This is a genomic window from Azospirillum sp. Marseille-Q6669, from assembly GCF_965111635.1.
Genome location: NZ_CBCOOP010000005.1, coordinates 553,771 through 578,919 on the forward strand (window position 1 = coordinate 553,771; position 25,149 = coordinate 578,919).

Consider the following 25,149-nt stretch of genomic DNA (forward strand, 5'->3'; position numbering starts at 1 on the left):
TCGTGGGGCTGGTGGAGCGGGGGTGAGGGGGTATTGATGTGCGGGCGCTTGCCCCCACCCTAACCCTCCCCGCTGGGCGGGGAGGGGACAATCTCCCCCCCTGCGTCAGCGGGGAGGGTCGGGGTGGGGGCAAGCGCTGCCGGACCTTAGTTCTTCTTCGGCTCTTCGGCCTTCGGGGCCGGAGCGGCCGGGGCCGGCTCTTCCTTCGGCATCGGCGAGCCGTCGAGTTGGAAGGTCTCGACCTTGGCGACCTTGCGCAGGTCCTCGACGACGTTGGTCACGATGTCCTTGCTGAGCTGCTGCTCGAGCTGCGGCTTGACCTCGTCCAGGGACGGCTGCGGCTGGGTGCGCTTGTCCTCGACCTTGATGATGTGCCAGCCGAACTGCGTCTTCACCGGCTCCTTGCTCACCTCGCCCTTCTTCATGGCGAAGGCGGCGTCGGCGAAGGGCTCGACCATCGTGTCCTTGGTGAAGTAGCCGAGATCGCCGCCCTGCTCGGCGGCCACCGGGTCCTTCGACTTCTCCTTGGCGAGCTTGGCGAAATCGCCGCCCTTCTTGAGCTGGGCGATGATCGCCTTCGCCTCATCCTCCTTCTCGACGAGGATGTGGCTGGCCTTGACCTCTTCCTGGGCTGGGTTCTGCTTCAGGAAGGCCTGGTAGGCCTCGTCCAGCTTGGCCGGGGTGATGCGCGACTGCACTTCCTTCTGGATGTAGGCGCGCTGCACCGCGCGCTCCTCGGCGCGCTTGATCTCGTCCTTGACCTCCGGCGTGCCGGCGAGGTTGGCCTTGTAGCCGGCCTCGGCCACCAGCTTGGAATTGACGAGCTGCTCGATCACCGCCGGGTAGATCATCTCCAGCGGCATCTGCTGCACCTGCGGCGGAAGCTGGGCGACCATGCGCTGGACGTCGGAGCGGTGGACCGCCTCGCCGTTGACGCGCGCCACCACCGGATCGGCATCCGCCGGGGCGGGAGCGGCCTGCGCGGCGGGGGCGGGCGTGGCGGCGGGAGCCGGAGTCGGCGCCGGAGTCTGGGCGTGTGCGGCCAGCGCGAGGCCGCAGGCGGCCATCGACAGCAGGGCGGCGCGGAACACTCGATTCACCATGGAGTCTTTTCCTTCCGGCGGATGTGTCTTGTCACGGTCAATGGCATGACAGAACGTCTTATGATTGGCGGCGGCCGTTGATTTGGTGGCGGCTGTGCGGACGATCCGGCCCCGCGCCCGAATCCGCGGGGGATTAAGCATGGGTTCGCGGCGCGGGGCAAGCGGTCGTGATGAGCGGCCATGACGCCTTGCTTCGGCCCCTTGCTTCGACCGTGTTCAAGGCGATATGGCGGCGGAACGGTGGTGCTTCCAGGGCGCATCACTCGCCGCTCCACAGCCGATGCGGGGCTGACACCCCCGCGATGCGCGCCGCAAAGGGCCGGGCAAAGGGGCGGGTCTCGTTGACAGAAACTTGCTTCGGGCCTATGTGAGACCGGTCAAAAAGCCGGCTTCACGACGTTCCACCCCCGAGGTTTTCATGTTCGGTGCTCTCGCCCGCAAGATTTTCGGCACCGCCAACACGCGCACCGTCAAGGCGCTGCAAAAATCCGTCCAGCAGATCAACGCGCTGGAGCCCGAGTTGGCGGCGCTCTCCGACGACGCGCTGCGCGCCCGCACCGATTGGCTGCGCGGCCGGCTGTCGCAGGGCGAGACGCTCGACGCCATCCTGCCCGACGCCTTCGCCACCGTGCGCGAGGCGGGCAAGCGCGTGCTGGGGCAGCGGCACTACGACGTGCAGCTGATGGGCGGCATGGTCCTGCACCAGGGCAAGATCACCGAGATGCGCACCGGCGAAGGCAAGACGCTGGTCGCCACGCTGGCCGTCTATCTGAACGCGCTGGAAGGCAAGGGCGTCCACGTCGTCACCGTGAACGACTATCTGGCCTCGCGCGACAGCGCCTGGATGGGCCGCATCTACGGCTTCCTCGGCCTGACCACCGGCTGCATCGTGCACGGGCTGGACGACGAGGAGCGCCGCGCCGCCTACGCCGCCGACATCACCTACGGCACGAACAACGAGTTCGGCTTCGACTATCTGCGCGACAACATGAAGTTCCGGCTGGAGGACATGGTCCAGCGGCCCTTCAACTTCGCCATCGTGGACGAGGTCGACTCGATCCTGATCGACGAGGCGCGCACCCCGCTGATTATCTCCGGCCCGTCCACCGATTCGTCGGAGATGTACGTGCAGGTCGACCGCCTGATCCCGCAGCTGACGCGGGACGACTATGAGTTGGACGAGAAGAACCGCACGGTCAGCCTGTCCGAGGCCGGGCAGGAGCATATGGAACAGCTTCTGGCCGAGGCCGGGCTGCTGAAGGCGGGCGGGCTGTACGACATCCAGAACGTGGCGCTGGTCCACCATTCCCAGCAGGCGCTGCGCGCCTACACGCTGTTCCAGCGCGACAAGGACTACATCGTCAAGGACGACAAGGTCATCATCATCGATGAGTTCACCGGCCGCATGATGGAGGGCCGCCGTTATTCGGAAGGCCTGCACCAGGCGCTGGAGGCCAAGGAGAAGGTGACGATCCAGCGCGAGAACCAGACTCTCGCCTCCATCACCTTCCAGAACTACTTCCGCATCTACCCGAAGCTGGCCGGCATGACCGGCACGGCGATGACCGAGGCGGCGGAGTTCGCGGAGATCTACGGCCTTGAGGTCGTGGACATGCCGACCAACGTGCCGGTCCAGCGCAAGGACATGGACGACGAGGTCTACCGCAAGGCGTCGGAGAAGTACGACGCGATCATCGACCTGATCGAGGACGCCCGCAAGCGCCAGCAGCCGGTGCTGGTCGGCACCACCTCCATCGAGAAGTCTGAGCTGATCGCCGAGCTGCTGAAGAAGCGCGGCATCCCGCACAACGTGCTGAACGCCCGCCACCACGAGCAGGAAGCCTACATCGTCGCGCAGGCGGGCCGTCCCGGCGCCGTCACGGTCGCCACCAACATGGCCGGCCGCGGCACCGACATCCAGCTCGGCGGCAACGTCGAGATGCGCATCCAGATGGAGCTGGCCAACCTGCCGGACGGACCGGAGCGCGACGCCAAGGTCAAGCAGATCGAGGCCGAGGTGGCCGAAGCGCGCGAGCTGGTCAAACAGGCCGGCGGCCTCTACGTCGTCGGCACGGAGCGGCACGAGAGCCGCCGCATCGACAACCAGCTGCGCGGCCGCTCGGGCCGCCAGGGCGATCCGGGTGCCTCCAAGTTCTTCCTGTCGCTGGACGACGACCTGATGCGCATCTTCGGGTCGGAGCGCATGGACGGCATGCTCCAGCGCCTGGGCCTGAAGGAGGGGGAGGCGATCATCCACCCCTGGATCAACAAGGCGCTGGAAAAGGCCCAGACCAAGGTCGAGGCCCACCATTTCGAGGTCCGCAAGAACCTGCTCAAGTTCGACAACGTCATGAACGACCAGCGCAAGGTCGTCTATGAGCAGCGTCGCGAGATCATGGACACCGAGGACATCGCCGAGACCGTCCTGGAGATGCGCCATCAGGTCGTCTCCAACATGGTCAACAAGGCGATCCCGCCGAACTCCTACTCCGAGGCCTGGGACATCGCCGGCCTGCACGAGGAGGTGAACCGCCTCCTGGGCATGGACCTGCCGGTCGCCGACTGGGCCAAGGAAGAGGGCATCGCCGAGCCGGAGATCGAGGAGCGCGTCCGCGAGGCTGCCGACCGCAAATACGCGGAGAAGGTGGAGAATTACGGCGCCGAAACGATGCGCCATGTGGAGAAGAGCCTGCTGCTGCAGATCCTCGACCAGGAATGGAAGGACCACCTGCTCCAGCTCGACCATCTCCGCCAGGGCATTTCCTTGCGCGCCTACGCCCAGAAGGACCCGCTGAACGAGTACAAGCGCGAAGCCTTCGAGCTGTTCGAGACCATGCTGTCGACCCTGCGCGAGCAGGTGACCGCCGTGCTGATGCATGTCGAGATCCGCATCGCCCCGCAGCCGGAGGAGCTGTATGCCCGTCCGCCGCAGGAGATGCACGAGGGCCGCGACGATCCGGCGCTGGCGATGGCCGAGGCCGGAGCGGGCGCTGCTCAGGGCTATCCGCCGGCCGACGCGCCGTTGCCCGCCGGCATGGTCCGTCGCGAGGCCGCCGCTTCGGTGGTGCCGGGGGCCGACCCCAACGCCTGGGCGAACACGCCGCGCAACGCGCCGTGCCCCTGCGGCTCGGGCCAGAAGTACAAGCATTGCCACGGCAAGGTCGGCTGAACGTCGTCGCGACGAACGCCGCCAGGGACGTTCCGGAAGGGGCTGGGCCGCAGGGTCCGGCCCCTTTCCTTTTGTGGTCCTGGAAACTTCGGCTGGGCTGTGGCGTTCTTCCGATCAACAAGCGGGAGCGCAGCCATGTTGCAGGAATTCAAGACCTTCATCAGCCGCGGCAACGTCGTGGAACTGGCCGTCGGCATCATCATCGGCGCGGCCTTCACCGGCATCGTCAACTCGCTGGTCAGGGACATGCTGATGCCGCCCATCGGCTGGGTCATGGGCGGCATCGACTTCTCCAACTATTTCCTGAACCTGTCCGGCGGCCATTACGAGAGCCTCGCCGCGGCAGAGGCGGCGGGGGCGGCGACCATCAACTACGGCCGCTTCATCAACGCCCTGATCAACTTCTTCATCGTGGCGGGGGCGCTGTTCCTCATCGTGCGGCAGGTCAACCGTCTGCATTTCCTCCAGGATTCCAAGCCGAAGGCGCCGCCCCGCCAGGAGGTTCTGCTGGAGGAGATCCGGGATGCGCTGCGCGCACGGCAGGCACCCGCTCGCGGGGACACGACTCGACCGGGGGCGTGAAAGAATCTTCTTGGATTGTGCAGCGCAACCCATTATGTAAGGCGTCTTGATCGCTGGAGGCTCGCGCGTCTCTTGAGCGAGACGCGCTTTGATATTGCGGGACGGCCTTCCTTGGGACCCGGTCGCCCGTTGCTTCGGACAGACGCCTCTCCCTCTTCCGACCTCCTCCCGGCGAAAACGCCGGCGTTCCACCGCTCACCATCCTGGTGCGGCGGCCGTGCGCCGTCTTGGTCCTGAGGAAAGGTTACCCTACTTGTCGTCCATCGAAATCACCGCCGCCGACGCCCTCGTTGTTGAGACCGCCGTCGCCGAGACTTCTGTCGCCGAGACTGCCGTCACCGAGGTTGCCGTCGCCGACGAAACCGTGACCGACACCACTGAAACCGTTACCCCCAACGCTTTCGCCGGGCTGGGCGTCCACCCGCTGGTCGTGAAGGCGCTTGAGGCGTTCGAATACAACACCCCGACCCCGGTCCAGGCCGAGGCGATCCCGCCGGCCCTGGAAGGCCGCGACATCCTGGCGACCGCCGAGACGGGGACCGGCAAGACCGCCGCCTTCATGCTGCCGGCGCTGACCCGCACCGTCGAGCTGCCGCGCCTCGGCGTCGCCGCCCCGCGCGTGCTGGTGCTGGCCCCGACCCGCGAGCTGGCCAAGCAGGTCACCGACGCCGCCCGCAAGTACGCCAAGTTCATGAAGTACAACATCGTGGACGTGGTCGGCGGCATGCCCTACCGCGACCAGCTGCGCCTGCTGTCGCGCGCGGTGGATGTGATGGTGGCTACGCCGGGCCGTCTGCTCGACCATGTGTCGCGCAACCGCATCGACCTCAGCGCCGTCGAGGTGCTGATCCTGGACGAGGCGGACCGCATGCTGGACATGGGCTTCCTGGACGATGTGGAGACCATCGCCAAGTGCTGCCCGGACAACCGCCAGACGCTGCTGTTCACCGCCACGCTGGACCGCCGCATGGCCCAGCTCGCCGGCAACCTGCTGCGCAACCCGGTGCGCGTCGCCGTGGAAAGCGCCACCACCGCGGTGAACGTCGAGCAGCGCCTGCACCATGCCGACGACATGGACCACAAGCGCCGCCTGCTGAAGCACTTCGCGGACCTGCCCGAAGTCGGCAAGGCGATCATCTTCGCCGCCACCAAGCGCGACGCCGATGCGCTGGCCGAGGAGCTGAGCGACGCCGGCCATGCCGCCGCCGCCCTGCACGGTGACATGGACCAGTTCAAGCGCAACCGCACGCTCCAGCGCCTGCGCACCGGCCAGGTCCGCCTGCTGGTGGCGACCGACGTGGCGGCGCGCGGCATCGACGTGCGCGACATCACGCACGTCATCAACTTCGACCTGCCGCGTTCGGCGGAGGACTATGTCCACCGCATCGGCCGCACGGGCCGTGCGGGCGCCTCGGGCGTGGCGGTCTCCTTCGCCGCCCGCGCCGACCGTGACGCCCTGTTCCGGATCGAGCGCTACACCGGCACCCGTCTCGACATCCACGTCGTTCCGGGCCTGGAGCCGCAGCGTCCGTTCCAGACCGGCGGCGGCGGCCGTCCGGCGGGTCGTCCGGGTGGCCGTCCGGGCGGCGGCAACGGCGGCGGCTACAACAAGAAGCCGTGGGTGCGCAACGCCAACGGCGGTGCCGAGGGCGGCAAGCCGAACGGCGCCCCGGGTGGCCGTCCGCAGGGCCGTCCGATGAACCGCAACGAGCATGGCCGCAGCGACCATGCCCGCAACGAGCACGGCGGTCACGCCCGCCGCGACTCCCAGGGCGGCAAGCCGGCGCACCGGGCGTCCAAGTGGTAACAGCGGTTCGCCGCTGACATGAAAAAGGCGCGGTCCCTCGGGATCGCGCCTTTTTTCTTGGTCAAGTCGGAGTGTGGCGGGCAAGGTTTTTCACGGATTTCACGGATCGACGCACGGATTTCACGGACTTCTTTTAATAATAAATATTGGAACCTGTTTCTATCGTGCGAGGTCGCCAGGGATAGCGGTGAGTGGATAAATAAAAATCCGTGCAATCCGTGTGAAGTCCTGTCCCCCGCACCCGCGCTTTACAGCCCCGCGATCCCCCACAGCAGCAGCGCCACCAGCAACGCCAGGATCAACCCGCCTACGGCGTAGACCGCCAGCGCCCGCCCGATGTCGGCGGCGGTGGCGCGGGCGCGGCCCTCGCCGATCCACGGTTCGGTGATGACCACGCCGCCGTCGCGGTGCGGTCCGCCCAGCGCCAGACCCAGCGCGCCGGCCATGGCGGCGGTCGGCCAGCCCATGTTGAGGGAAGCCGCCTTGCCGCCGTCCCGCATCATCGTGCGGAAGGCGCCGCCGGCCTTCGCTCCGGCAAAGGGCGCGGCCAGCGCCAGGAGAACCGCCGCCAGCCGTGCCGGGATGGCGTTCAGCGCGTCGTCCAGCCGCGCCGCGGTCTGGCCGAAACGTTCGTGCCGCACGCCGGCATGGCCCAGCGCGGTGTCGGCGCCGTCCACCACCGCCCAGACCAGCAGGCCGGGCACGCCCAGCAGGGCGTAGCCGAAGACCGGGGCCACCAGTTTGCGGGCGAAGCCCTTGGCGGCGGCCTCGATGGCGGCGCGGGCGACGCCGTGCTCGTCCAGGCTGAAGGCGTGGCGGCGGGTGAGGGGGGCGACGGCGTCCCGCGCCGGAGCGACCCCGCCCGTGTCCAGGGCGCGGCGCACCGCCCGCACCCGCGCCCAGGCGCTCCGCCCGCGCAGGGTGGCGAGGATCACCGCCAGTTCCAGCAGCCAGCCGCGGCTCTGCGCGCCGATCCGCTCGACGATCAGGCCGACGGCGACGGCGACCAGCACGAGGGCCAGCACGACCAGCGTGCCGCGCAGCAGGCGGGCGGTCTTGCCGCGCTCCACCCGGTTCAGCCGCCGGTCGGCCCAGGCGCAGACGCGCTGCGCCAGAGCCGCCGGGTCGGGCAGGACGCGCCCGATCCAGTCGCCCGCGGCGGCGTCGATGGCCAGGGCCAGCAGCAGCAGGAACAGCGGCCCCGGACCGTTCAGGGGGGCGGCGCCGAGGACGGAGGTGAGCAGGGCGTCGCCCATCGCGGCCTCAGCGCGCTCCGGCCTGGCGCAGCAGGTTGGCCACGCGGGCGTTGCGGCTGTCCTGCGCCCAGCTCAGCGTCGTGCGGCCCGTGAAATCGGTGCGGTCGGCCTGCGCCCCGGCCTTCAGCAGCCGCTCCACGAGATCGACGCGGCCGAAGCGCGCCGCGGTCATCAGCGGGGTGACGCCCTGGCGGTTGTCCTGGTCGACCTTGGCGCCCTTGGTCAGCAGAAGGTCCACCGCCTCCGGCGCGTCGGCCTCCACCGCGTAGTGCAGCGGGGTGTTGCCGGACTTGTCGGCGCGGTTGGGGTTGGCCCCGCCGTCCAGCAGAAGCCGCACCAGCTCGGGATGGCCGTTGCCGATCGCCAGCAGCAGGACGGGCCGCCCGCCGGCGTCGACCTGATTCGGGTTCTCCCCCTTCAGCAGCAGCAGCCGCAGCGCGCTGGCGTCGTTGGACGTCACCGCCTTGACCATGGAGGGGCCTTCCAGGAGGTTGATCTGGGCCAGGGCCGGCGCGGCGACAGGCGCGGTCAGGCCGAGGGCCAGCAGGCTGAGCATCAGCAACCGTTTCATGGCGCGTCCTTTTGTGCGATCCGTGTGTGATCCGTCTTTCGGCCGGGGATACTATCCAGTTTGGCCCGGTTTGGCGACGGCGACCCGCTGCAATGGAGCCGCCCATGGTCCGCAACCCGCTCGCCCGCCACATCGCCCTGTTCCTGGCGGTGAAGGCCGCGCTGATCGCGCTGGGCCTGTGGTGGTTCCTCGGCACCATGCCGGAGCCGCGGGGCGTGGTGACTCCGCCCGCCGCCGCGGCAAAGCCCTGACGCCGCTTGGTGTCCCGGCGGGAACCTCCGCTCCGCGCCCATGGTTGAAGCTCAACCGGGAAGCGCAACAGGGGAAGACCGCCATGACCTTCGAAAGTGATGCGAACGCGAACCGCTCCGCCGGCCATCTGCGCGGCGCCGTGCGCGAGGCCGTGGGCATCTTCGCAAGCCGCGACGCCCTGCAGAAGGCCGTCGACGAACTGACCCTGGCCGGGTTCCAGCGCCATGAGCTGAGCGTGCTCGCCAACGACCAGACCATCCGCGACCATCTCGGCCATGTGCCGCAGCGGGCGGAAGACATCGCCCACGACCCCGACGCGCCGCGCCAGTCCTACGTCTCGCCGGAGGATGTCGGCAGCGTGAAGGGCGTGGCGGTGGGGTTCCCGGCCTATGTCGGGGCGATCCTGGCGACCGGCGCCGTCCTGGCGACCGGCGGCACGGCCCTGGCGGCGGCGGCGGCCGCTGCGGCGGCGGGCGTGGGCGGCGGCGCCATGGGCTCGGTCATGTCGAACTGGCTGACCGACAAGCGCAACGAGCCGATGCTCCAGCATCTCGACAAGGGCGGCATCCTGCTGTGGGTCAATCTGGCCGACGCCGGGCGCGAGCAGCAGGCGCTGGAGATCATGAACCGCCACGCCGCCCAGCCGGTGGAGGTGCATGAGGTGGCGCAGTCCGGCTCCGAGACCTGACCTCGAAGGCTGAGCCGGCGCGGGCTGGAGCCCGTTGACTCAGGTCATGGCCTTCGCTGCGGGCTTCCCCTATACACGGGCGGTCTTCCAACCGGAGGTCCGCCTTGGATGCCCATTCGGCCCTGACGCTTCTCGAAGCCGGCCTCAACCAGTGCGCCGTCGTCATCGACCGCGACGGCGGGCTGCTGGTCGCGCTGTTGACCGCCGGGCTGGTCGGGGGATCGACCCATTGTGCGGGCATGTGCGGTCCCTTCGTGCTGGCCCAGGTCACCGCGCGGCTGGAGCAGGTCCCGGCCTCGCGGATGAGCGAATTTCACCGGCTGGCCGGGGCGGCGGTGCTGCCCTACCATCTGGGGCGCGGCACCACCTACACGCTGATCGGCGCGGCGGCGGCGGCGGTCGCCGGCCATGTCGGGGCGCTGCCGGGGCTGAAATGGCTGTCGGTGGCGCTTCTGGCCTTCGCGGCGCTGTTCTTCCTCGGCTATGCGGTGAAGGGGCTGACCGCCTGGGTGCCCAAGCTCGACGGCGCGGTGCAGCGCTGGTGGGGCGACCGGGTGTCCCGGCTGGCCCGCCCGCTGTTCGGCAACCCCACGGGCTGGCGCGGCTACGCGCTGGGGCTGGCGCTCGGCTTCATTCCCTGCGGCCTTCTTTATGGCGCGGTGGCGGTGGCCGCGGCCAGCGGCAGCGCGCTGACCGGGGCGCTGGGCATGGCGGCCTTCGCGCTGGGCACGCTGCCGAGCCTGCTGGCGGTCGGCCTCGCCGGCCATCTCGCGGGGCGCACGTGGCGCTCCGCGGTGGCGCGGGCGGCGCCGGTCATCATGGTGGTGAACGCCGGGGTGCTGGGCTGGATGGCGATCCGGATGATCGGGTGACCGCCTTTCCGCTCCGGATTACCGAAGCTTCTCGGCCGACCCCTTCAGCGCCTCGCCCAGCGGGACCTCGCCGCAGCCGGGCTTGAGCGGCTGCTGCTGGCTCTCGTGCGGCGACCAGCCGGCAAGATAGAGGATCTGGAAGGTCGCCTCGATGCGGCCATCCGGTTCGGCGTAGCGCTCGGCGTAGCGGCGGGCGGCGTCGAACAGCAGGGCGCGGGTGGCCGGCACCTTGCGGCGGGCGAGGACGGCATTGGTCTCGCCCATGCCGCGCAGGTCGCGCATCAGGCGGAAGGCGTCGCTGTAGGTGACGGTGATGACGTCGCTGTCCACCACCGGCAGGGCGAAGCCGGCGCGCTGCATCAGCCCGCCGACGTCGCGGATCTCGGCGAAGGGCGACACGCGGGGCGACACGCCGCCGGCCACCTCCATCTCCGCCTCATACAGGCAGCGGCGCAGTTCCAGCAGCGTTTCCCCGCCCAGCATGGCCGCGCAGAAGAAGCCGTCGGGCTTCAGCGCCTGCCGCACCTGGACCAGCGCCCCCGGCAGGTCGTTGACCCAGTGGAGGCTGAGGTTGCTGACCACGAGGTCGAAGGTCTCCGGCACGAAGGGCAGGAGTTCCTCGTCGGCGGCGACGGCCAGCGGCCCGACCCGCCGGGCGAAGCCGGGGGAGAGGTCGCAGGCGACCAGCGTCTCGACGCCCTTGCGTCCGCGCAGCGTCCGCCCCATCACCCCGTCATGGGCGCCGAGGTCGAGCACGGTGGGAAAGGGGCGGGCCACGTCCTCCAGCCGGTCGACGAGGCGTTCGGCGACCTCCTCGAACAGGAAGGCGTGTTCGGCGAAGGCGGGGACGGCGCGGTCGCGGCGGCGGCGGACGAGCGCGCGGTCGAAGACGGTCATGCTGTCGGGCGTGGTCATGCCCGCAATATAGCCCAGCCCCGGCGGGCTACAACCATCGGCGAAGGGGCGGCATTGTGCTATGGTCGGTCCTGAATGTCGCGGGAGCTTGGCCATGGGCATCGAGGAAGCCATCGGCGCCACCTATGAGGCGCTGATCGTCATCATCAAGATCACCACCCCGGTCCTCGTCGTCACCACGGTGCTCGGCATGCTGATGACCATCTTCCAGCAGGCGACCAACATCAACGAATCGACGCTGCAGCAGGATCTGAAGATCTTCGCGACGCTGGCGCTTCTGTTCATCACCGGGCCGGCGATCTACATCGCGCTGCGCGACTACACCTTCGTGATCTTCGACCGCATCGCCGGCCTGAACTGAGGGGCGCGCCGCGATGGCCCTTCAGCGGCTGGCGACCAAGGTTTTAGGGGGAATTCTCGACACGCTGCTGCCGCCGCGCTGCCTGTGCTGCGGCGGGGCGGTGGACCGGCAGGGCGGCCTCTGCGCGCCGTGCTGGAGCGGCCTGACCTTCATCGCACCTCCACTCTGCGCTTGTTGCGGCACGCCCTTCGACTTCGCGCTGGAGGGGGAGCCGCTGTGCGGCGCCTGCATCGCGGAGGTTCCGGTCTTCGCCCGCGCCCGCGCCGTCCTGGCCTACGACGACGGCAGCCGCCCGCTGGTCCTCGGCTTCAAGCATGGCGACCGCATCCACGCCGCCGTGGCCTACGGCGCCTGGATGGCCCGCGCCGGGGCGGAACTGCTGGCCGACGCCGACCTGCTGGCCCCGGTGCCGCTGCACCGCCTTCGGCTGTTCCGGCGCCGCTACAACCAGGCGGCCCTGCTCGCCCAGGCGGCGGGCCGGCAGGCCGGGCGTCCGGTGATTCCCGACCTGCTGATCCGCCGCCGGTCCACCCCGTCGCAGGGCGGGCTCGACCGCTCGGGGCGGCGGCGGAACGTCAAGGGAGCCTTCGCGGTCCGGCCGGGGCTGGAGCCGCGGGTTGCGGGAAAGCGCATCGTCCTGGTCGACGACGTGCTGACCACCGGGGCGACCCTGTCGGAATGCGCGCGGATTCTGCTGCGCGCCGGGGCGGAGCGGGTGGACGCACTGACCCTGGCGCGCGTCGTCAAGACGTGAGCCGTGAGTGTGAGCCATGACAACGTAACGGGTGACGTCGTGCGACGGTTGATCTTATAACCGTTCAAAACAGCCAAGGAGCCCTCCGCATGGCCGACGTCGTCATCTACACCACGCCCTTCTGCCCCTATTGCTCGCGCGCCAAGCGTCTGCTCGACAGCAAGGGGGTGGCGTATGAGGAGATCGACCTCTACATGCAGCCGGGCCGCCGCGAGGAGATGGTGCAGCGGGCCGAGGGGCGCATGACCGTCCCGCAGGTCTTCATCGACGGCAAGCCTTACGGCGGCTCCGACGACATCCACGCGCTGGACCGCGCCGGCAAGCTCGACCCGATCCTGGGAATCGGGGGATGAGCGGCGTCCTGAAGGCCGCCTGCGTCCAGGTCAACGCGGGCACGGAGATTCTTCCGAACCTTCAGGCGGCGGGCGATCTGGTCCGCCGGGCGCGCGACGCCGGGGCGGACTTCATCGCCCTGCCCGAGAATGTCAGCATGATCGTCCAGGGCCGCGCCAAGGTTCTGGAGCGGGTGAAGCCGGCGGACGAGCATCCGGCGATCCCTTTCTTCGCCGATCTGGCGCGGGAGACGGGAGCCTGGCTGCTCGCCGGGACGCTGGGCGTCCTGCTCGACGATGGGCGGGTGGCCAACCGCAGTTGCCTGTTTGACGCCAAGGGGCGGGTCGTCGCCCATTACGACAAGCTCCACATGTTCGACGTTGACCTGAAGGGCGGGGAGAGCTACCGCGAATCCGCGACCTTCCGGCCCGGCGACCGCGCGGTCCTGGCCGCCACGCCCTGGGGCGGGGTGGGGATGACCGTCTGCTACGACCTGCGCTTCGCCTATCTCTACCGGGCGCTGGCCCAGGCGGGGGCGTCGATCCTGACGGTGCCGGCGGCCTTCACCGTGCCGACCGGGCAGGCGCACTGGCACACGCTGCTGCGCGCCCGCGCCATCGAGACGGGCTGCTTCGTCCTGGCCCCGGCCCAGACCGGCAGCCACGACCAGGGACGGCTGACCTACGGTCATTCCCTGATCGTCGCCCCCTGGGGCGAGGTGCTGGCCGACGCCGAGGAGGCGGTGGGCTTTGTCCTGGCGGAGCTGGACATGGCCCGCGTCGAGGAGGCCCGCCGCATGGTGCCGGCCCTTACCCACGACCGGACCTTCACGCTGGAGCGGGTCGGCTTCTGAGCGGCCGTCAGGCGGGCAGGGGGCGGGGCTCCGGGTCGCCGTCCAGGCCGCTTCCGGCCTCCAGATCCTTGACCGCGCACAGCCGCTGAACGACCGCGGCCTTAGGCGAGGCGACCTCGCCATGCTCGTAGGCGACGACCTGCAGACGCCCGCACGCCACCTCCAGAAGCTCGCCGCTGCGCAGCAGGAAGGCGGGGGAGGCGGGGCGGCCGAAGCGGGCGTTGCCCAGGGCGAAGGTCTCATAAAGGAGAAGGCCGCCGGGTTCCAACGCGTCGAGGATGGCGGGGAACAGCGGGCGGTGCAGGTAGTTGGTCACCACGATCGCGGCGAAGCGGCGGTCGTGCAGCAGCGGTACGGGTGCTTCGCTCTCCAGATCGGCCTCCACCAGTTCCACCCCCGCCGTCCCGGTCAGGTCGGCCACCCCGCGCAGATCGCGGTCCAGCCCGACCACCGGGTGGTTGCGCGCCTGGAACAGCCGCAGGTGCCGCCCCGACCCGCAGGCGAGGTCGAGCACCGGGCCGCCCGTGCGCACCAGCGGCGCGAAGCGCGCGACCCAGGGGGACGGCGGGCTGATCGCGGAATGGGGCGATCCGGCGAGGGACGGTGTGGACAAGGGACGGATCCTTCCGCTCTTTCATGACGTGTGTTTGACCGCGACGCCGGCGTCGTGCTGAACTGGCAACCGGTCACCGACCGTATATCATGACCATCCGTTCTTCTCATTGTGGAGCATCCGACGGGGACATGATCCTCTTCGTTCTGAAATGCACGGCCGACCACCGGTTCGAAGCCTGGTTCCGCAACGGCGACGCCTACGAGACGCAGGCTGCCGCCAAGGCCATCGCCTGCCCGGTCTGCGGCGACACGCACATCACCAAGGCCCCCATGGCCCCGCGCATCGCCAAAAGCGGGCGCTCCAGGGATGAGGCTCCCCGGGACGGCGGCGCGCCGGAAGCGGTGCCCGCAGAGGCAGGCGGCGCTGCAACGGTGCCCACGGCTCCCCCCGCGTCCGCAACGCCCCCCGTGCCGGCAGAACTGCGCGAGCGCTTCGCGGCGGAGGTTATGCGTCAATTGGCGGAAGTTCGCCGCACGGTTGAAACGAATTGCGATTACGTCGGGGAGCGTTTCGCGGAAGAGGCGCGGCGCATCCATTATGGCGAAACCGATCCGCGCGGAATCTATGGCGAGGCCACCGACAAGGAAGCGGAGGAGTTGAAGGAGGAAGGTGTGACTTTTGGTCGCATACCTTGGCTTCCGCGCACCAATTCTTAAGCCCACGCTTCACAATATTTCGTGCACCCCTTGCCCTTTCGCTGCCATGGGTTTGTGAACGAACCTCCGGAACAACGGCCGCGGGCTGCGTCAAGCCGCTTTTTAGCGGTTGGCCTGCATCAAAGTTGTTGACGGGATAGTTCGTTACAAAGACCATATGGCCCGAGTGTCTAATATGACCTTGCAAAAATCGCTCGGCACTCGCGAGGGGACGCACTATGAAAGAAAACGCTCAGAGGATTCTCGCGAATCCCAAGTTTCAGGAGCTGGTGCAGAAGCGTAGCGCATTCGCGTGGACGCTTTCGATCGCCATGCTCGTCATCTACTTCGGCTTCATCCTGCTGGTCGCGTTCGGCAAGGGGTTCCTGGGTACCCCGATCGGCAATGGCGTGACCACCTGGGGTATCCCCGTCGGCCTCTTCACCATCATCTCCGCCTTCATCCTGACCGGCATCTACGTGCATCGGGCGAACGGCGAGTTCGATGAGCTGAACCGGCAGATCATGGAGGAGTCGAAGTGATGCGTTCGCTGGTCAATCGTGTGGGCGTCGCGGCCGTTGCGGCCGGCGCGCTCATCCCCGCGTCGGTGCACGCGGCGGCGGTCGAAGGCGCGGTTCAGAAGCAGGCGACGAACTTCTCGGCGATCGTCATGTTCCTGATCTTCGTGCTGGCCACGCTCGGCATCACCTACTGGGCGGCGCGCCGCACGAAGTCGGCGAAGGACTTCTACGCCGCCGGCGGCGGCATCACCGGCTTCCAGAACGGCCTCGCCATCGCCGGCGACTACATGTCGGCGGCCTCCTTCCTCGGCATCGCCGGCCTCGTCTACACCTCCGGCTTCGACGGCCTGATCTTCTCGGTGGGCTGGCTGGTCGGCTGGCCGATCATCCTGTTCCTGGTCGCTGAGCGCCTGCGCAACCTCGGCAAGTACACCTTCGCCGACGTCGCCTCCTACCGCTTCCAGCAGACCCCGATGCGCACGATGGCCGCCTGCGGCTCGCTCGCCACGGTGACCTTCTACCTGATCGCCCAGATGGTCGGCGCCGGCAAGCTGATCCAGCTGCTGTTCGGCCTCGACTACATGTGGGCGGTGGTGATCGTCGGCGTCCTGATGATCGCCTACGTGACCTTCGGCGGCATGCTCGCCACCACCTGGGTGCAGATCATCAAGGCCGTGCTGCTGCTGTCGGGCGCCTCCTTCATGGCCTTCGCGGTGCTCGCCAAGTTCGGCTTCAGCCCGGAGGCGATGTTCGCCACGGCCACGCAGGTCCACCCGAAGGCGACCGGCATCATGGCGCCGGGCGCCCTCATCACCGACCCGGTCTCGGCGATCTCGCTGGGCATGGCGCTGATGTTCGGCACCGCCGGCCTGCCGCACATCCTGATGCGCTTCTTCACGGTGTCGGACGCCCGCGAGGCCCGCAAGTCGGTGTTCTACGCGACCGGCTTCATCGGCTACTTCTACATCCTGACCTTCATCATCGGCTTCGGCGCCATCGTGCTGCTGCTGGCCCCGGACGCCACCGGCGCCTATCCGTTCCTCGACGCGGCCAAGCTGGCGGCGGCGGGCGGCAAGCCCAACCCGGCGATGATCATCGGCGGCTCCAACATGGCGGCCATCCACACCGCGCACGCGGTGGGCGGCGACCTGTTCTTCGGCTTCATCTCGGCGGTGGCCTTCGCCACCATCCTCGCAGTGGTCGCGGGCCTGACGCTGGCCGGCGCCTCGGCCGTGTCGCACGATCTGTACGCCTCGGTGATCGCCAAGGGCCGTGCGTCGGAGCATGACGAGATCCGCGTGTCGAAGATCACCACGGTGGTCATCGGCATCGTCTCGATCTTCCTCGGCATCGCCTTCGAGAACCAGAACGTGGCCTTCATGGTCGGCCTCGCCTTCGTGATCGCGGCCTCGGCGAACTTCCCGGTTCTGCTGATGTCGATGTTCTGGGGCCGGATGACCACCCGCGGCGCCGTGCTGGGCGGCTGGATCGGCCTGGTGTCTTCGGTGACGCTGCTGATCCTGGGTCCGACCGTGTGGAAGTCGGTGCTGGGCAACCCGGCCGCCATCTTCCCGTACGACAACCCGGGCGCCTTCACCATCCCGCTGTCGTTCCTGGCGATCTGGTTCTTCTCGATCACCGACAACAGCAAGGCGGCGCAGGACGAGCGCGAGGCTTACAAGGCCCAGTACATCCGGTCGCAGACCGGCCTGGGCGCCGAAGGGGCTTCCGCTCACTAATGCGAATGGTCGCACCCGCCTTCCGCAGATGAGGGGGCTGGTGTAATCTTCAAGGCGCCTCAAGACCACGGTCTTGAGGCGCCTTTTTTATTCACCCGCCGGTTCGTGGAGCGGATTTTGTCCGACGCTTTCGATTTCTCCGTCTCCCCCTTCGACCGCCTGACGCCGGAGCAGCGGCAGCGGCTCGCCGCCGCGCTCGACCTCGGCGTCTACGCCCGGGACGGCGTGATCCTGAGCCGGGACGAGCCGGCGGATTGCCTGTTCGTGGTGCGGCAGGGGCTGGTCCACGAACGCCGGGGCGGCGAGGTGGTGGCGGTGCACGGCGCCCACGACAGCTTCGACCTCCAGGCGCTGTTCTCCGACGGGCAGGCGCGCAGCTTCGTCGCGGCGGAGGACACGCTGTGCGATCTGGTGCCGCGTCCGATCCTTCTCGAACTGGCGCACGAGAACGCCGCCTTCGGCGCGGTGATCCAGCAGGCGTTCGCCGACCGGCTGAGCGCGCTGGCCAACGAGCGATCCAACCGCGAAACCGCCGCGCTGACGATGGCGCGCATCCGGCAGGCCTATCTGCACCCGCCGGTCTTCGTCGAGGCCGGGGCGTCCCTGCGCGACGCGGCGGCGGCGATGAAGCGGAACCAGGCGAGCAGTGTGCTGGTCCGGGATGGCGATCCGAAAAACGGGGGGCGCGTCGGCATCCTGACCGGCACCGACCTGCGCGACCTCGTGGTGCTGGAGGGGCGGCCGGTGGACAGCCCGGTGGGGCCGCTCGCCCGCTACGAGCTGCTGGCTCTGGATCGCGACGACCTGCTGTTCAACGCGCTGATCCTGATGACCAAGCATTCGGTGCGCCGTCTGGTCATCACCGAGCAGGGCGCGGTCGCCGGCCTGCTGGAGCAGACCGACCTGCTGGCCGTCCTGTCCAACCATTCCCAGGTCGTCGCGCTCAAGGTCGACCGCGCCGCCACGCCGGAGGATCTGGGCCGGGCCAGCCAGGACATCGTCGGGCTGATCCGCACGCTGCACGGCACGGGCGTCAAGGTGTCCTTCATCGCCGACCTCGTGACCGAGCTGAACCGCAAGATCTTCCGCCGCCTGTTCGAACTGCTGGCGCCGCCCGACCTTTTGGCCAACTCCTGCCTGATCGTGATGGGCAGCGAGGGGCGCGGCGAGCAGCTTCTGAAGACCGACCAGGACAACGGTCTGATCCTGCGCGACGGCTACGACTGCCCATCCCTGTCGCAGGTGACCGACGCCTTCACCCGCCATCTGGTCGAGTTCGGCTACCCGCCCTGCCCGGGGCGCATCATGGTGTCCAACCCGGACTGGACGCGCCCGCTGGCGCTGTACAAAGATTCCCTCTTCCACTGGATCCACCGGCCCGACGAAGCGGCGCAGATGAACCTCGCCATCTTCTACGACGCGGCGGCGGTGGCCGGGGACGCCGCCCTGCTGGCCGAGGCGAAGGGCTACCTGCTGGGCCGGCTTCAGGACAACCAGATGTTCTTCACCGCCTTCGCCCGCCCGGCGCTCGCGTTCGACACGCCGTCGGGTCTGTTCGGCGGCTTGTTCGAACGGCGCCGCAGCGAGGCGGTGGACATCAAGAAGGCCGGCATCTTCCCCATCGTCCACGGCGTCCGCGCGCTGGCGCTGGAGAAGCACATGGCGGAGACCAACACGACCGAACGCATCTGGGCGCTCGCCGACCAGGGCGTTTTCGACCGCAGCATGGCGGGCGAACTGGCCGACGCCTTCACCTTCCTGTCCACGCTGCGGCTGAAGGCCGGGCTGGACGGCAGCGTGTCCGGCACCCAGACCGACAACCTCGTCCGTACGGAGACCTTGGGCAAGCTCGACCGCGACCAGTTCAAGGATTGTCTGGCGCTGGTGAAGAAGTTCAAGGAACTGCTCGCCTACCACTTCCACCTGAACCATTGACCCGCCGGGCGCGCGGGGAGAGGAGGCGGCATGCCGACCGAGACCATTGCCAGCGTGGTGGCCAACGGGGGAGCGCCGTCCGTTCCGGCGATGCCCGAACATCCCGATCGAGCCCTGCTGCTGTCCGGGGAGGAGACCGGGGAGCGGGTGGCGATCCATTGCGAGGCCACCTCCTTCGATGCGGCCACGGCGGATCTGCGCGGCGTCGCGGCGCTGCGCATCCGCGGCGGCCGCGTCCTGACCAGCCAGCGCCTGATCCTGTCCTTCTGGCCCACCGAACCGGCGGAGCCCGCGCTGTCCCGCCTGCTGGCCTTCATCGGCAACCGGCCGCTGGTCGGGTACTACTTGGATTTCACCGTGGGGCTTCTCGACCGGTTGGTGCAGCCGATGGTCGGCATGGCGCTGCCGAACCAGCGCATCGAGGTGTCCAGCCTGTATTACGGCCGCAAGGCCAAGGCGCCTGGCAAATACGCGGTCGATCTGCGGCTGGACAGCATCCTGCGCGATCTCGACCTGCCGCCGCGCGCCGGGGAGGACGCCTACGCCAGCGCGCTCGCTTCCGCCATGGTCTATCTGCGCCTGGAGCCGCCGCGGCCCTGACGGCTCCTCGGGCGGCCCACTTCAGGCTGACCCCTTTCAGGCGGCTTTCGTCTGCGTCTTGGCGAGGGTCGGCACCGACACGATGAAGCGGGTGCCCGGTCCGCCGTCCGGCTGGCGGTCGATGGTCACCGCCGCCCCGGCCTGCTGGGCCAGCGCCCGCACCAGAACCAGCCCCAGCCCGCTCTGGCGCTTGTCGGTCGCGCGGCTTTGCGCGGCGGACGGATCGGGCGGCAGGCCGGTGCCGTCGTCGCGCACCACCATCCGCATGCCCTCGCTCCCCTCCGGCAGCAGCTCCACGCTCACCGTGCCGGGATGGCCGAGGGGGAAGGCGTGGAGCAGCGCGTTCGACACCAGCTCGCTGGCGATCAGGGCGAGCGGGGTGGCCTGATCAACGTCGAGGCTCCAGGGCTGGGGGGCGTTCACCGTCAGCCGCGCCCCGGTCGGGTTGGTCGAGCGGACCAGCCCGTCGCAGAGCTGGCGCAGATAGTCGGCGAAGTCGATGCGCGCCGGCTGCTCGGAGCGGTAGAGAAGTTCCTGCATCAGGCTCATGCACTGGATGCGGCGCAGGCTCTCGTCGAAGGCGCGGCGGGCCGGCTCGTCGATGCGGGCGGCCTGAAGGCGCAACAGGCTGCAGATGACCTGAAGGTTGTTCTTCACCCGGTGCTGAACCTCCTTCAGCAAAACCTCCTTGTCGGTCACCACCGTTTCGAGCTGGGCGTTGGTCTGCGCCAGCTCCGCCGTGCGCTGCAGGACCCGTTCCTCCAGCGTGTCGTAGGCGTGCTGGAGCGCGTTCTCCGCCTGCCGCTCCCGCCGGGCGCGCTGAAGGGCCATCCCGCCGATCACCGCCACGGCGGCCAAGGCCGCCAGCGCGTAGGAGATGTAGGTCCAAAGCTGCCCGTGCCACCGATCCATGACGCTGCTCACCGGGATGGCCACCTCGGCGGTCACGGGTACACTGTCCACCCGGCGCAGCGCGGAGATTTCCGGCTCCCCGGCGGCCTCCGCCAACGCGCTGTCGGTGGCGTCCGGCCCCTGGGTCTCGTGCAGCAGCACCGTGCCGTCGGCCCGGCGCAGGGTGATGGAGCGGGCGTAGTCGAAGTCGAAGCTCTTGTAGATGTCGCGGACGTAGCGCGGCGAGACGGCGACCAGGGCCACGCCGCGGAATTGCCCCGGTGCGGCGGCCAGCGGGCGCGAGAGGAGGATCAGCGGCTCCTGGCTGTAGCGGCTGTTGTCCAGTGCGGTGATGAAGAGATGGCCGCCCGCCTCGCTGCCGCCGGCCCGCTGGGCCACGAAATAGTCGCGGTCGGCGACGTTCATCGCCGGGGTGGGAAAGCGGCGGGTGGTCAGGACGGCGTTCCCCTCGGCGTCGAACAGCCAGATCGACACCAGATAGGGCGTGCCCCGCACCAGCGCCGCGTAGCGCTCCCAGCCCGCCCGGTCGCTGGGCAGCGGGGCGTCCGCCGGTCCGGCGAACTGGACCGCCTGCTTCAGGATCAGGTCGCTGGTCTCCACCAGCCGGGCCGCGTGCTCCGCGACCAGCAGGCTCGCGTTGCCGGCGGTGTCCTGGGCGTGCTGCAGGGCCGCTGCCCGGTCGCGCAACGCGAAGCTGGCCGACAGCCCGAGCGTCAGCAGCAGCGCCACCGCGCAGACCATCAGGACCAGCGCCGACCCCGGCATCCGGTAGAGCAGAGGGGAACCTTTGGATCGCAGGGCGCGCAGGGGCATGGGGGAGAGGCCGTTGAGCATCGATGGTCGTGGCTTTCGTGGCGGACCAACACTTTTTTGCAGGCTCCTGTTCCCTGGGTACGCCCGTTGAACCGCGCCGCGCCACCCCCTATTGTCGCGCCGGGCCGAAAGGCCGAAGCAGCATCGAGCGCGGGGAGTATGGCGTATGAAGATCGACGGCACGGCCTACCGCACCATCTGGCTGGCGCAGGACGGCTGGTCTGTGGAGATCATCGACCAGACGCGGATGCCGCATGATTTCGCCGTCGCGCGGCTGACCGACCTGGAGGAAGCCGCCCACGCCATTCGCGCCATGCTGGTGCGCGGGGCGCCGCTGATCGGGGCGACCGCCGCCTACGGCGTCGCGCTGGCCATGCGGGCCGACCCGTCCGATGCCGCGCTGGGGGAAGCCGGCGCGCGGCTGCTCGCCACCCGCCCGACCGCGGTCAACCTGCGCTGGGCGCTGGAGCGGATGCGCGCCCGTCTGGCTCCGCTGCCGCCCGCCGCCCGCGCCGAGGCCGCCTACGCCGAAGCGGCCGCGGTCTGCGACGAGGATGTTGCCATCAACCGCGCCATCGGCGAGCACGGCGCCGCTTTGATCCGCGAGGCCGCCCGCCGCAAGGGCCCGGGCGAGGCGGTGAACGTGCTGACCCACTGCAACGCCGGCTGGCTCGCCACCGTCGATTGGGGCACCGCGCTCGCCCCGGTCTATGTCGCTTTCGAGGAGGGCATCCGCCTGCATGTCTGGGTGGACGAGACGCGCCCGCGCAACCAGGGCGCCAGCCTGACCGCCTGGGAGCTGAACCGCCACGGCGTGCCCCACACGGTGGTGGTGGACAACACCGGCGGCCATCTGATGCAGCACGGCATGGTGGATCTGTGCATCGTCGGCACCGACCGCACCACGGCGACCGGCGATGTCTGCAACAAGATCGGCACCTACCTCAAGGCTCTGGCCGCCCACGACAACGGCGTGCCCTTCTACGTCGCGCTGCCCTCGCCGACCATCGACTGGGGGATGGCGGACGGGGTGAAGGAGATCCCCATCGAGGAGCGCGACTCCCGCGAGCTGACCGAGCTGACCGGCATCACCGCCGACGGGCGGATCGAAACCATCCGCGTCACCCCGGCCGGCAGCCCGGCGGTCAATTACGGCTTCGACGTGACCCCGGCCCGTCTGGTGACCGGTCTGGTGACCGAGCGCGGCGTGTGTCCGGCAAGCGCGGAAGGATTGGCAGGGCTGTTTCCGGAGCGGAGTGGCGTGTGAGGCACTTGCCCCACACGCTTCCCTCTAAACCACCGGCACCAGCTTGCGCCGCCGCGGCGGGTTGCCGCCCTTGCAGGGGCTGTAGCCGCCCGGCGCCAGCTGCCCGAACGTGATGCCGGTGGCCGCGGCGATGTCGGCCAGCCGCTCCAGCCCCAGAACGCTGGTGGCGGCGAGCGCGATGCGCCCGCAGGCCTCGGCGTCGCTGCCGGCGCGGTGGTGGTCGAGCGCAATCCCCAGATGGTCGGCCAGATAATTCAGCTTGTGCGCGGCCAGTTGCGGCCACGCCCGGCGCGCCAGCACCACCGTGCAGAGGTAGCTGCAGGCCGGCCACACCAGCCCGTAATCGTCCAGCGTGTGGCGCAGCACGCTGATGTCGAAGGAGGCGTTGTGGGCCAGCACCAGCCGGCCATCCAGCCGGCGGGCGAAGCGGTGCCAGACCTCGGGAAACTCCGGCGCGCCGGCGACATCCTCCGCCCGCAGGCCGTGGACAGCGGTGTTGAAGGGGTTGAAGCGCATCTCCCGCGGGCGGATCAGATGCTCCTCGGTCTCCACCACGCGCCCGTCCTCAATCCAGGCGACGCCGATGGAGCAGGCGCTGGTCCGCGATTCGTTGGCGGTTTCGAAGTCGATGGCGACGGCCTGCATGATCTCTCCGCCCCTCAGCCCAGGATCAGGCGGGTGACGTCCTCGGGCAGATCGCCGTCGAGCGCCATCAGGCGGACCCTCAGCAGGCAGGCCACCGCGATGGCGTCGGTGATCTCCCCGCGCTTGACCATGGCGTAGGCCTCCGCGAAGGGGACGTGGCGCAGTTGCAGGACCTCGGTCTCCTCCGGTTCGGCCTGCCCCTGCTCGATCCCCCAGGCGAGAAAGCAATGGGCGGTCTCGTCGGTGATGCTGTTGGACAGATGCATGGTCAGGATCGGCAGCCAGTGGCGGGCGCTCTGGCCGGTCTCCTCCAGCAGCTCCCGCTTGGCCGACTCCACCGGTTCGACGCCCTTCTTGCCGCCGCCCTCCGGGATTTCCCAACTGTACTGCTCCAAGGGGAAGCGGTACTGGCCGACCAGCGTGACGCGGCCCTGGTCGTCGATGGGAAGCACCCCGGTCGCCAGATTCTGGGCGTGCATGACGCCGTAGATGCCGGGGGTGCCGAGCGGGGTCAGCACGTCGTGCTCCACCACCCGCATCCACGGATTCTCGTAGATCGGCTTGGTCGTCAGGACGGTCCAGGGATTGCCGGTCTTGTGTGGCACGCCGGTGCTCCTTGAGCGGTGTGGGGACAGGCTGCGGGGTGCTGGGGCGGAACTATAGGCATTGCGCCGCGATGCTGCAACGCGGCGCGCTTCGGCCACCGTGCCGCGCGCCGCCTTCGGGACCGCAAGAGGTGGGTGTTGCGGAAATATTTCATAGTTAGATAAAATTTTCGCGACAGTTCATGCAAGTCCTCTCCAACTGTTCGTGCTGGTTACTTGACTCCCCGACTGTTGAGGTCTACCTCTATATTGTGCGGTATCCGTTGATGCCGGCGGTGGCCGTCCTTCGTGGGGCAGCAATTTTGGAAACGCAGCGCCGGATGCGGCACAATTTTCAGGATAGGGAGCGCTGGCGCAATCCCGACTGGCGGACGAAATTCGTCGCCTGGTGGGAAGGCTACGACCTCGCCGCCCTGTCCCGGCTGGCCCGCACCGCCCCCGCCTCCCGCCTGCCCCTGCGCGGCCCGGTGGCGGCGCTGGGTTCCGCCGTGCCGGCTGCCGCCCTGCCGCCCGAGGCGCCGCGGCCCGATGCCGACCTGGAACGGCTGGAGAATCTGCAACTGGACCGTCAGGGCGAACCGGTCTGGTCGGTCGCCCGCACGGAAGGGGCGCAGATGCTGTGGGGGCAGGACTGCGTCGGTCCCGGTGACGCGCAATGGATGGTCGAATCCGTCCGCTCCTTCGGGCTGAACCCGGCCAAGAGCGTGCTGGATCTCTCGGCGGGGCTGGGCGGGCCGGCGCGCGGTATCGTCGACAGCTACGACACCTGGGTAACCGGGCTGGAGATGTCGCCCCTGCTGGCGAAGCTGGGGATGGAGCGGTCCAAGGCGCTGGGTGTGTCGAAGAAGGCGCCGATCGGCCATTACGACCCCGAGCATTTCAACCAAGCGGGCTCCTTCGACCTCGTGCTGGCCGACCGGGTGATGCACCGGGTGCGCGACAAGGAGAATTTCCTCGACCGCGTCTGCGACTGCGTGAAGCCGAAGGGCGGCGTGCTGCTGTTCGACTATGTGATCGAGGGCACGCCGTCCTCCTGGGAAAGCTGGAACGGCTGGCGCGACTCCGAGCCGCTGGAGGTCTATCCCTGGTCGGGCACCCGCATGGCTGATGAGCTGACACAGCGCAACCTGGACCTGCGCATTTCCGAGGATCTGACCCAGTTCCACCGTCGTCAGGCCGTGGAGCGGGTGCGCCGGCTGGGCGAGGCGTTGAAGACCGCCGCCCCCGAGCCCCGCGTGCTCAAGGCGCTGGCCCGCGAGCTGGCGCTGTGGTGGTCGCGGCTGCGCGTGCTGGGCAGCGGGTTGCGTTTCTGCCGCTACGTGGCGATGCGCCCGACCTGACGATT

The 25,149-nt window shown here is 69.1% G+C and carries 25 protein-coding genes; 17 read left to right on the forward strand and 8 right to left on the reverse strand.

The features are described 5' to 3' along the window. Window positions 1–146: 146 nt before the first annotated feature. On the reverse strand, window positions 147–1,103 hold the full coding sequence (locus ACWPXE_RS27920; protein ID WP_454020430.1) for a peptidylprolyl isomerase: 957 nt from the start codon (window positions 1,101–1,103) through the stop codon (window positions 147–149). 418 nt (window positions 1,104–1,521) lie between these two features. Between ACWPXE_RS27920 and secA the strand changes: the two genes are divergently transcribed. The 3 genes from secA (at window position 1,522) to ACWPXE_RS27935 (ending at window position 6,661) form a co-directional block, all read left to right on the forward strand. Continuing rightward, complete coding sequence (secA, locus tag ACWPXE_RS27925) at window positions 1,522–4,272, forward strand: preprotein translocase subunit SecA (RefSeq protein WP_454020431.1); 2,751 nt, start codon at window positions 1,522–1,524, stop codon at window positions 4,270–4,272. 135 nt (window positions 4,273–4,407) lie between these two features. Continuing rightward, window positions 4,408–4,854, forward strand: a complete 447-nt coding sequence (gene mscL, locus ACWPXE_RS27930; RefSeq protein ID WP_454020432.1) for a large conductance mechanosensitive channel protein MscL — start codon at window positions 4,408–4,410, stop codon at window positions 4,852–4,854. 253 nt (window positions 4,855–5,107) lie between these two features. Further along, the gene (locus ACWPXE_RS27935; RefSeq protein ID WP_454020433.1) at window positions 5,108–6,661 is read left to right on the forward strand and encodes a DEAD/DEAH box helicase; all 1,554 of its coding nucleotides are present in this window, start codon (window positions 5,108–5,110) and stop codon (window positions 6,659–6,661) included. Between the two features lie 248 nt (window positions 6,662–6,909). Here the strand turns inward: ACWPXE_RS27935 and ACWPXE_RS27940 are convergent, their stop codons facing one another. Together ACWPXE_RS27940 and ACWPXE_RS27945 are read right to left on the reverse strand one after the other, a co-directional pair. Then, entirely contained in the window at window positions 6,910–7,917 is a 1,008-nt protein-coding gene (locus ACWPXE_RS27940) for a cobalamin biosynthesis protein CobD/CbiB (protein ID WP_454020434.1), read from the reverse strand. 7 nt (window positions 7,918–7,924) lie between these two features. Beyond that, a complete protein-coding gene (locus ACWPXE_RS27945) occupies window positions 7,925–8,488 on the reverse strand; it encodes an ankyrin repeat domain-containing protein (RefSeq protein WP_454020435.1) in 564 nt (187 codons plus the stop codon). A gap of 104 nt (window positions 8,489–8,592) precedes the next feature. On the opposite strand from ACWPXE_RS27945, the gene ACWPXE_RS27950 reads away from it, so the two are divergent. The 3 genes from ACWPXE_RS27950 to ACWPXE_RS27960 all read left to right on the forward strand — a co-directional run bounded on the left by ACWPXE_RS27950 (window position 8,593) and on the right by ACWPXE_RS27960 (window position 10,300). Beyond that, on the forward strand, window positions 8,593–8,739 hold the full coding sequence (locus ACWPXE_RS27950; protein ID WP_014239193.1) for a hypothetical protein: 147 nt from the start codon (window positions 8,593–8,595) through the stop codon (window positions 8,737–8,739). Between the two features lie 83 nt (window positions 8,740–8,822). After that, window positions 8,823–9,428 (forward strand): general stress protein, encoded by a 606-nt coding sequence (locus ACWPXE_RS27955; RefSeq protein ID WP_145681247.1) that lies wholly within the window; start codon window positions 8,823–8,825, stop codon window positions 9,426–9,428. 104 nt (window positions 9,429–9,532) lie between these two features. After that, a complete protein-coding gene (locus tag ACWPXE_RS27960) occupies window positions 9,533–10,300 on the forward strand; it encodes a sulfite exporter TauE/SafE family protein (RefSeq protein WP_149164084.1) in 768 nt (255 codons plus the stop codon). Window positions 10,301–10,318: 18 nt separating this feature from the next. On the opposite strand, the gene ACWPXE_RS27965 is transcribed toward ACWPXE_RS27960, so the two are convergent. Next, a complete protein-coding gene (locus ACWPXE_RS27965; RefSeq protein WP_454020436.1) occupies window positions 10,319–11,215 on the reverse strand; it encodes a methyltransferase domain-containing protein in 897 nt (298 codons plus the stop codon). Window positions 11,216–11,309: 94 nt separating this feature from the next. Between ACWPXE_RS27965 and ACWPXE_RS27970 the strand changes: the two genes are divergently transcribed. From ACWPXE_RS27970 to ACWPXE_RS27985, 4 genes are all read left to right on the forward strand, one after another. Further along, window positions 11,310–11,576 (forward strand): flagellar biosynthetic protein FliQ, encoded by a 267-nt coding sequence (locus ACWPXE_RS27970; RefSeq protein WP_145701156.1) that lies wholly within the window; start codon window positions 11,310–11,312, stop codon window positions 11,574–11,576. Between the two features lie 13 nt (window positions 11,577–11,589). After that, window positions 11,590–12,330, forward strand: coding sequence for a ComF family protein (locus tag ACWPXE_RS27975; protein ID WP_454020437.1), 741 nt, complete (start codon window positions 11,590–11,592; stop codon window positions 12,328–12,330). A gap of 89 nt (window positions 12,331–12,419) precedes the next feature. Continuing rightward, window positions 12,420–12,683 carry a glutaredoxin 3 gene (grxC, locus tag ACWPXE_RS27980; RefSeq protein WP_014239199.1) on the forward strand — a complete coding sequence of 88 codons (264 nt, stop codon included), beginning with the start codon at window positions 12,420–12,422 and terminating at the stop codon, window positions 12,681–12,683. Beyond that, window positions 12,680–13,516 carry a carbon-nitrogen hydrolase family protein gene (locus tag ACWPXE_RS27985; protein ID WP_454020438.1) on the forward strand — a complete coding sequence of 279 codons (837 nt, stop codon included), beginning with the start codon at window positions 12,680–12,682 and terminating at the stop codon, window positions 13,514–13,516. Before grxC ends, ACWPXE_RS27985 begins: the two co-directional genes overlap by 4 nt. Before the next feature lie 7 nt (window positions 13,517–13,523). Here ACWPXE_RS27985 and ACWPXE_RS27990 read toward each other — a convergent pair whose 3' ends face one another. Then, entirely contained in the window at window positions 13,524–14,129 is a 606-nt protein-coding gene (locus ACWPXE_RS27990; RefSeq protein WP_454020439.1) for a class I SAM-dependent methyltransferase, read from the reverse strand. A 131-nt stretch (window positions 14,130–14,260) separates the two neighbouring features. On the opposite strand from ACWPXE_RS27990, the gene ACWPXE_RS27995 reads away from it, so the two are divergent. The 5 genes from ACWPXE_RS27995 to ACWPXE_RS28015 all read left to right on the forward strand — a co-directional run bounded on the left by ACWPXE_RS27995 (window position 14,261) and on the right by ACWPXE_RS28015 (window position 19,562). Then, window positions 14,261–14,788 (forward strand): DUF1178 family protein, encoded by a 528-nt coding sequence (locus tag ACWPXE_RS27995; RefSeq protein ID WP_454020440.1) that lies wholly within the window; start codon window positions 14,261–14,263, stop codon window positions 14,786–14,788. Between the two features lie 218 nt (window positions 14,789–15,006). Continuing rightward, window positions 15,007–15,309, forward strand: a complete 303-nt coding sequence (locus tag ACWPXE_RS28000; RefSeq protein ID WP_109070658.1) for a DUF485 domain-containing protein — start codon at window positions 15,007–15,009, stop codon at window positions 15,307–15,309. Then, a complete protein-coding gene (locus tag ACWPXE_RS28005) occupies window positions 15,309–17,027 on the forward strand; it encodes a cation acetate symporter (protein ID WP_237904393.1) in 1,719 nt (572 codons plus the stop codon). Before ACWPXE_RS28000 ends, ACWPXE_RS28005 begins: the two co-directional genes overlap by 1 nt. 117 nt (window positions 17,028–17,144) lie before the next feature. Next, on the forward strand, window positions 17,145–18,962 hold the full coding sequence (locus ACWPXE_RS28010) for a putative nucleotidyltransferase substrate binding domain-containing protein (protein ID WP_454020441.1): 1,818 nt from the start codon (window positions 17,145–17,147) through the stop codon (window positions 18,960–18,962). A gap of 30 nt (window positions 18,963–18,992) precedes the next feature. Beyond that, a complete protein-coding gene (locus ACWPXE_RS28015; RefSeq protein WP_237904391.1) occupies window positions 18,993–19,562 on the forward strand; it encodes a 3'-5' exonuclease family protein in 570 nt (189 codons plus the stop codon). A gap of 36 nt (window positions 19,563–19,598) precedes the next feature. Here ACWPXE_RS28015 and ACWPXE_RS28020 read toward each other — a convergent pair whose 3' ends face one another. Beyond that, on the reverse strand, window positions 19,599–21,308 hold the full coding sequence (locus ACWPXE_RS28020) for a sensor histidine kinase (protein ID WP_454020442.1): 1,710 nt from the start codon (window positions 21,306–21,308) through the stop codon (window positions 19,599–19,601). A 145-nt stretch (window positions 21,309–21,453) separates the two neighbouring features. Here ACWPXE_RS28020 and mtnA point away from each other — a divergent pair, with 145 nt between their 5' ends. After that, window positions 21,454–22,554: an S-methyl-5-thioribose-1-phosphate isomerase gene (gene mtnA / locus ACWPXE_RS28025; RefSeq protein WP_454020443.1), complete on the forward strand. Its 1,101-nt coding sequence runs from the start codon at window positions 21,454–21,456 to the stop codon at window positions 22,552–22,554. Window positions 22,555–22,578: 24 nt separating this feature from the next. On the opposite strand, the gene ACWPXE_RS28030 is transcribed toward mtnA, so the two are convergent. Continuing rightward, window positions 22,579–23,199 carry a 3'-5' exonuclease gene (locus ACWPXE_RS28030; protein WP_237904388.1) on the reverse strand — a complete coding sequence of 207 codons (621 nt, stop codon included), beginning with the start codon at window positions 23,197–23,199 and terminating at the stop codon, window positions 22,579–22,581. A 14-nt stretch (window positions 23,200–23,213) separates the two neighbouring features. Beyond that, window positions 23,214–23,804: an NUDIX domain-containing protein gene (locus ACWPXE_RS28035; RefSeq protein ID WP_454020444.1), complete on the reverse strand. Its 591-nt coding sequence runs from the start codon at window positions 23,802–23,804 to the stop codon at window positions 23,214–23,216. Between the two features lie 320 nt (window positions 23,805–24,124). Here ACWPXE_RS28035 and ACWPXE_RS28040 point away from each other — a divergent pair, with 320 nt between their 5' ends. Further along, window positions 24,125–25,144 carry a class I SAM-dependent methyltransferase gene (locus ACWPXE_RS28040; protein WP_454020445.1) on the forward strand — a complete coding sequence of 340 codons (1,020 nt, stop codon included), beginning with the start codon at window positions 24,125–24,127 and terminating at the stop codon, window positions 25,142–25,144. Window positions 25,145–25,149: the final 5 nt, after the last annotated feature.

What these genes read in the sequence shown, in the direction of transcription:
- ACWPXE_RS27920 (WP_454020430.1), bottom strand. Translation starts at nt 1,103, where the DNA reads ATGGTGAATCGAGTGTTCCGCGCCGCCCTGCTGTCGATGGCCGCCTGC.
- secA (WP_454020431.1), top strand. Translation starts at nt 1,522, where the DNA reads ATGTTCGGTGCTCTCGCCCGCAAGATTTTCGGCACCGCCAACACGCGC.
- mscL (WP_454020432.1), top strand. Translation starts at nt 4,408, where the DNA reads ATGTTGCAGGAATTCAAGACCTTCATCAGCCGCGGCAACGTCGTGGAA.
- ACWPXE_RS27940 (WP_454020434.1), bottom strand. Translation starts at nt 7,917, where the DNA reads ATGGGCGACGCCCTGCTCACCTCCGTCCTCGGCGCCGCCCCCCTGAAC.
- ACWPXE_RS27945 (WP_454020435.1), bottom strand. Translation starts at nt 8,488, where the DNA reads ATGAAACGGTTGCTGATGCTCAGCCTGCTGGCCCTCGGCCTGACCGCG.
- ACWPXE_RS27950 (WP_014239193.1), top strand. Translation starts at nt 8,593, where the DNA reads ATGGTCCGCAACCCGCTCGCCCGCCACATCGCCCTGTTCCTGGCGGTG.
- ACWPXE_RS27955 (WP_145681247.1), top strand. Translation starts at nt 8,823, where the DNA reads ATGACCTTCGAAAGTGATGCGAACGCGAACCGCTCCGCCGGCCATCTG.
- ACWPXE_RS27965 (WP_454020436.1), bottom strand. Translation starts at nt 11,215, where the DNA reads ATGACCACGCCCGACAGCATGACCGTCTTCGACCGCGCGCTCGTCCGC.
- ACWPXE_RS27970 (WP_145701156.1), top strand. Translation starts at nt 11,310, where the DNA reads ATGGGCATCGAGGAAGCCATCGGCGCCACCTATGAGGCGCTGATCGTC.
- ACWPXE_RS27975 (WP_454020437.1), top strand. Translation starts at nt 11,590, where the DNA reads ATGGCCCTTCAGCGGCTGGCGACCAAGGTTTTAGGGGGAATTCTCGAC.
- grxC (WP_014239199.1), top strand. Translation starts at nt 12,420, where the DNA reads ATGGCCGACGTCGTCATCTACACCACGCCCTTCTGCCCCTATTGCTCG.
- ACWPXE_RS27985 (WP_454020438.1), top strand. Translation starts at nt 12,680, where the DNA reads ATGAGCGGCGTCCTGAAGGCCGCCTGCGTCCAGGTCAACGCGGGCACG.
- ACWPXE_RS27995 (WP_454020440.1), top strand. Translation starts at nt 14,261, where the DNA reads ATGATCCTCTTCGTTCTGAAATGCACGGCCGACCACCGGTTCGAAGCC.
- ACWPXE_RS28000 (WP_109070658.1), top strand. Translation starts at nt 15,007, where the DNA reads ATGAAAGAAAACGCTCAGAGGATTCTCGCGAATCCCAAGTTTCAGGAG.
- ACWPXE_RS28005 (WP_237904393.1), top strand. Translation starts at nt 15,309, where the DNA reads ATGCGTTCGCTGGTCAATCGTGTGGGCGTCGCGGCCGTTGCGGCCGGC.
- ACWPXE_RS28015 (WP_237904391.1), top strand. Translation starts at nt 18,993, where the DNA reads ATGCCGACCGAGACCATTGCCAGCGTGGTGGCCAACGGGGGAGCGCCG.
- ACWPXE_RS28020 (WP_454020442.1), bottom strand. Translation starts at nt 21,308, where the DNA reads ATGCTCAACGGCCTCTCCCCCATGCCCCTGCGCGCCCTGCGATCCAAA.
- mtnA (WP_454020443.1), top strand. Translation starts at nt 21,454, where the DNA reads ATGAAGATCGACGGCACGGCCTACCGCACCATCTGGCTGGCGCAGGAC.
- ACWPXE_RS28030 (WP_237904388.1), bottom strand. Translation starts at nt 23,199, where the DNA reads ATGCAGGCCGTCGCCATCGACTTCGAAACCGCCAACGAATCGCGGACC.
- ACWPXE_RS28040 (WP_454020445.1), top strand. Translation starts at nt 24,125, where the DNA reads ATGCGGCACAATTTTCAGGATAGGGAGCGCTGGCGCAATCCCGACTGG.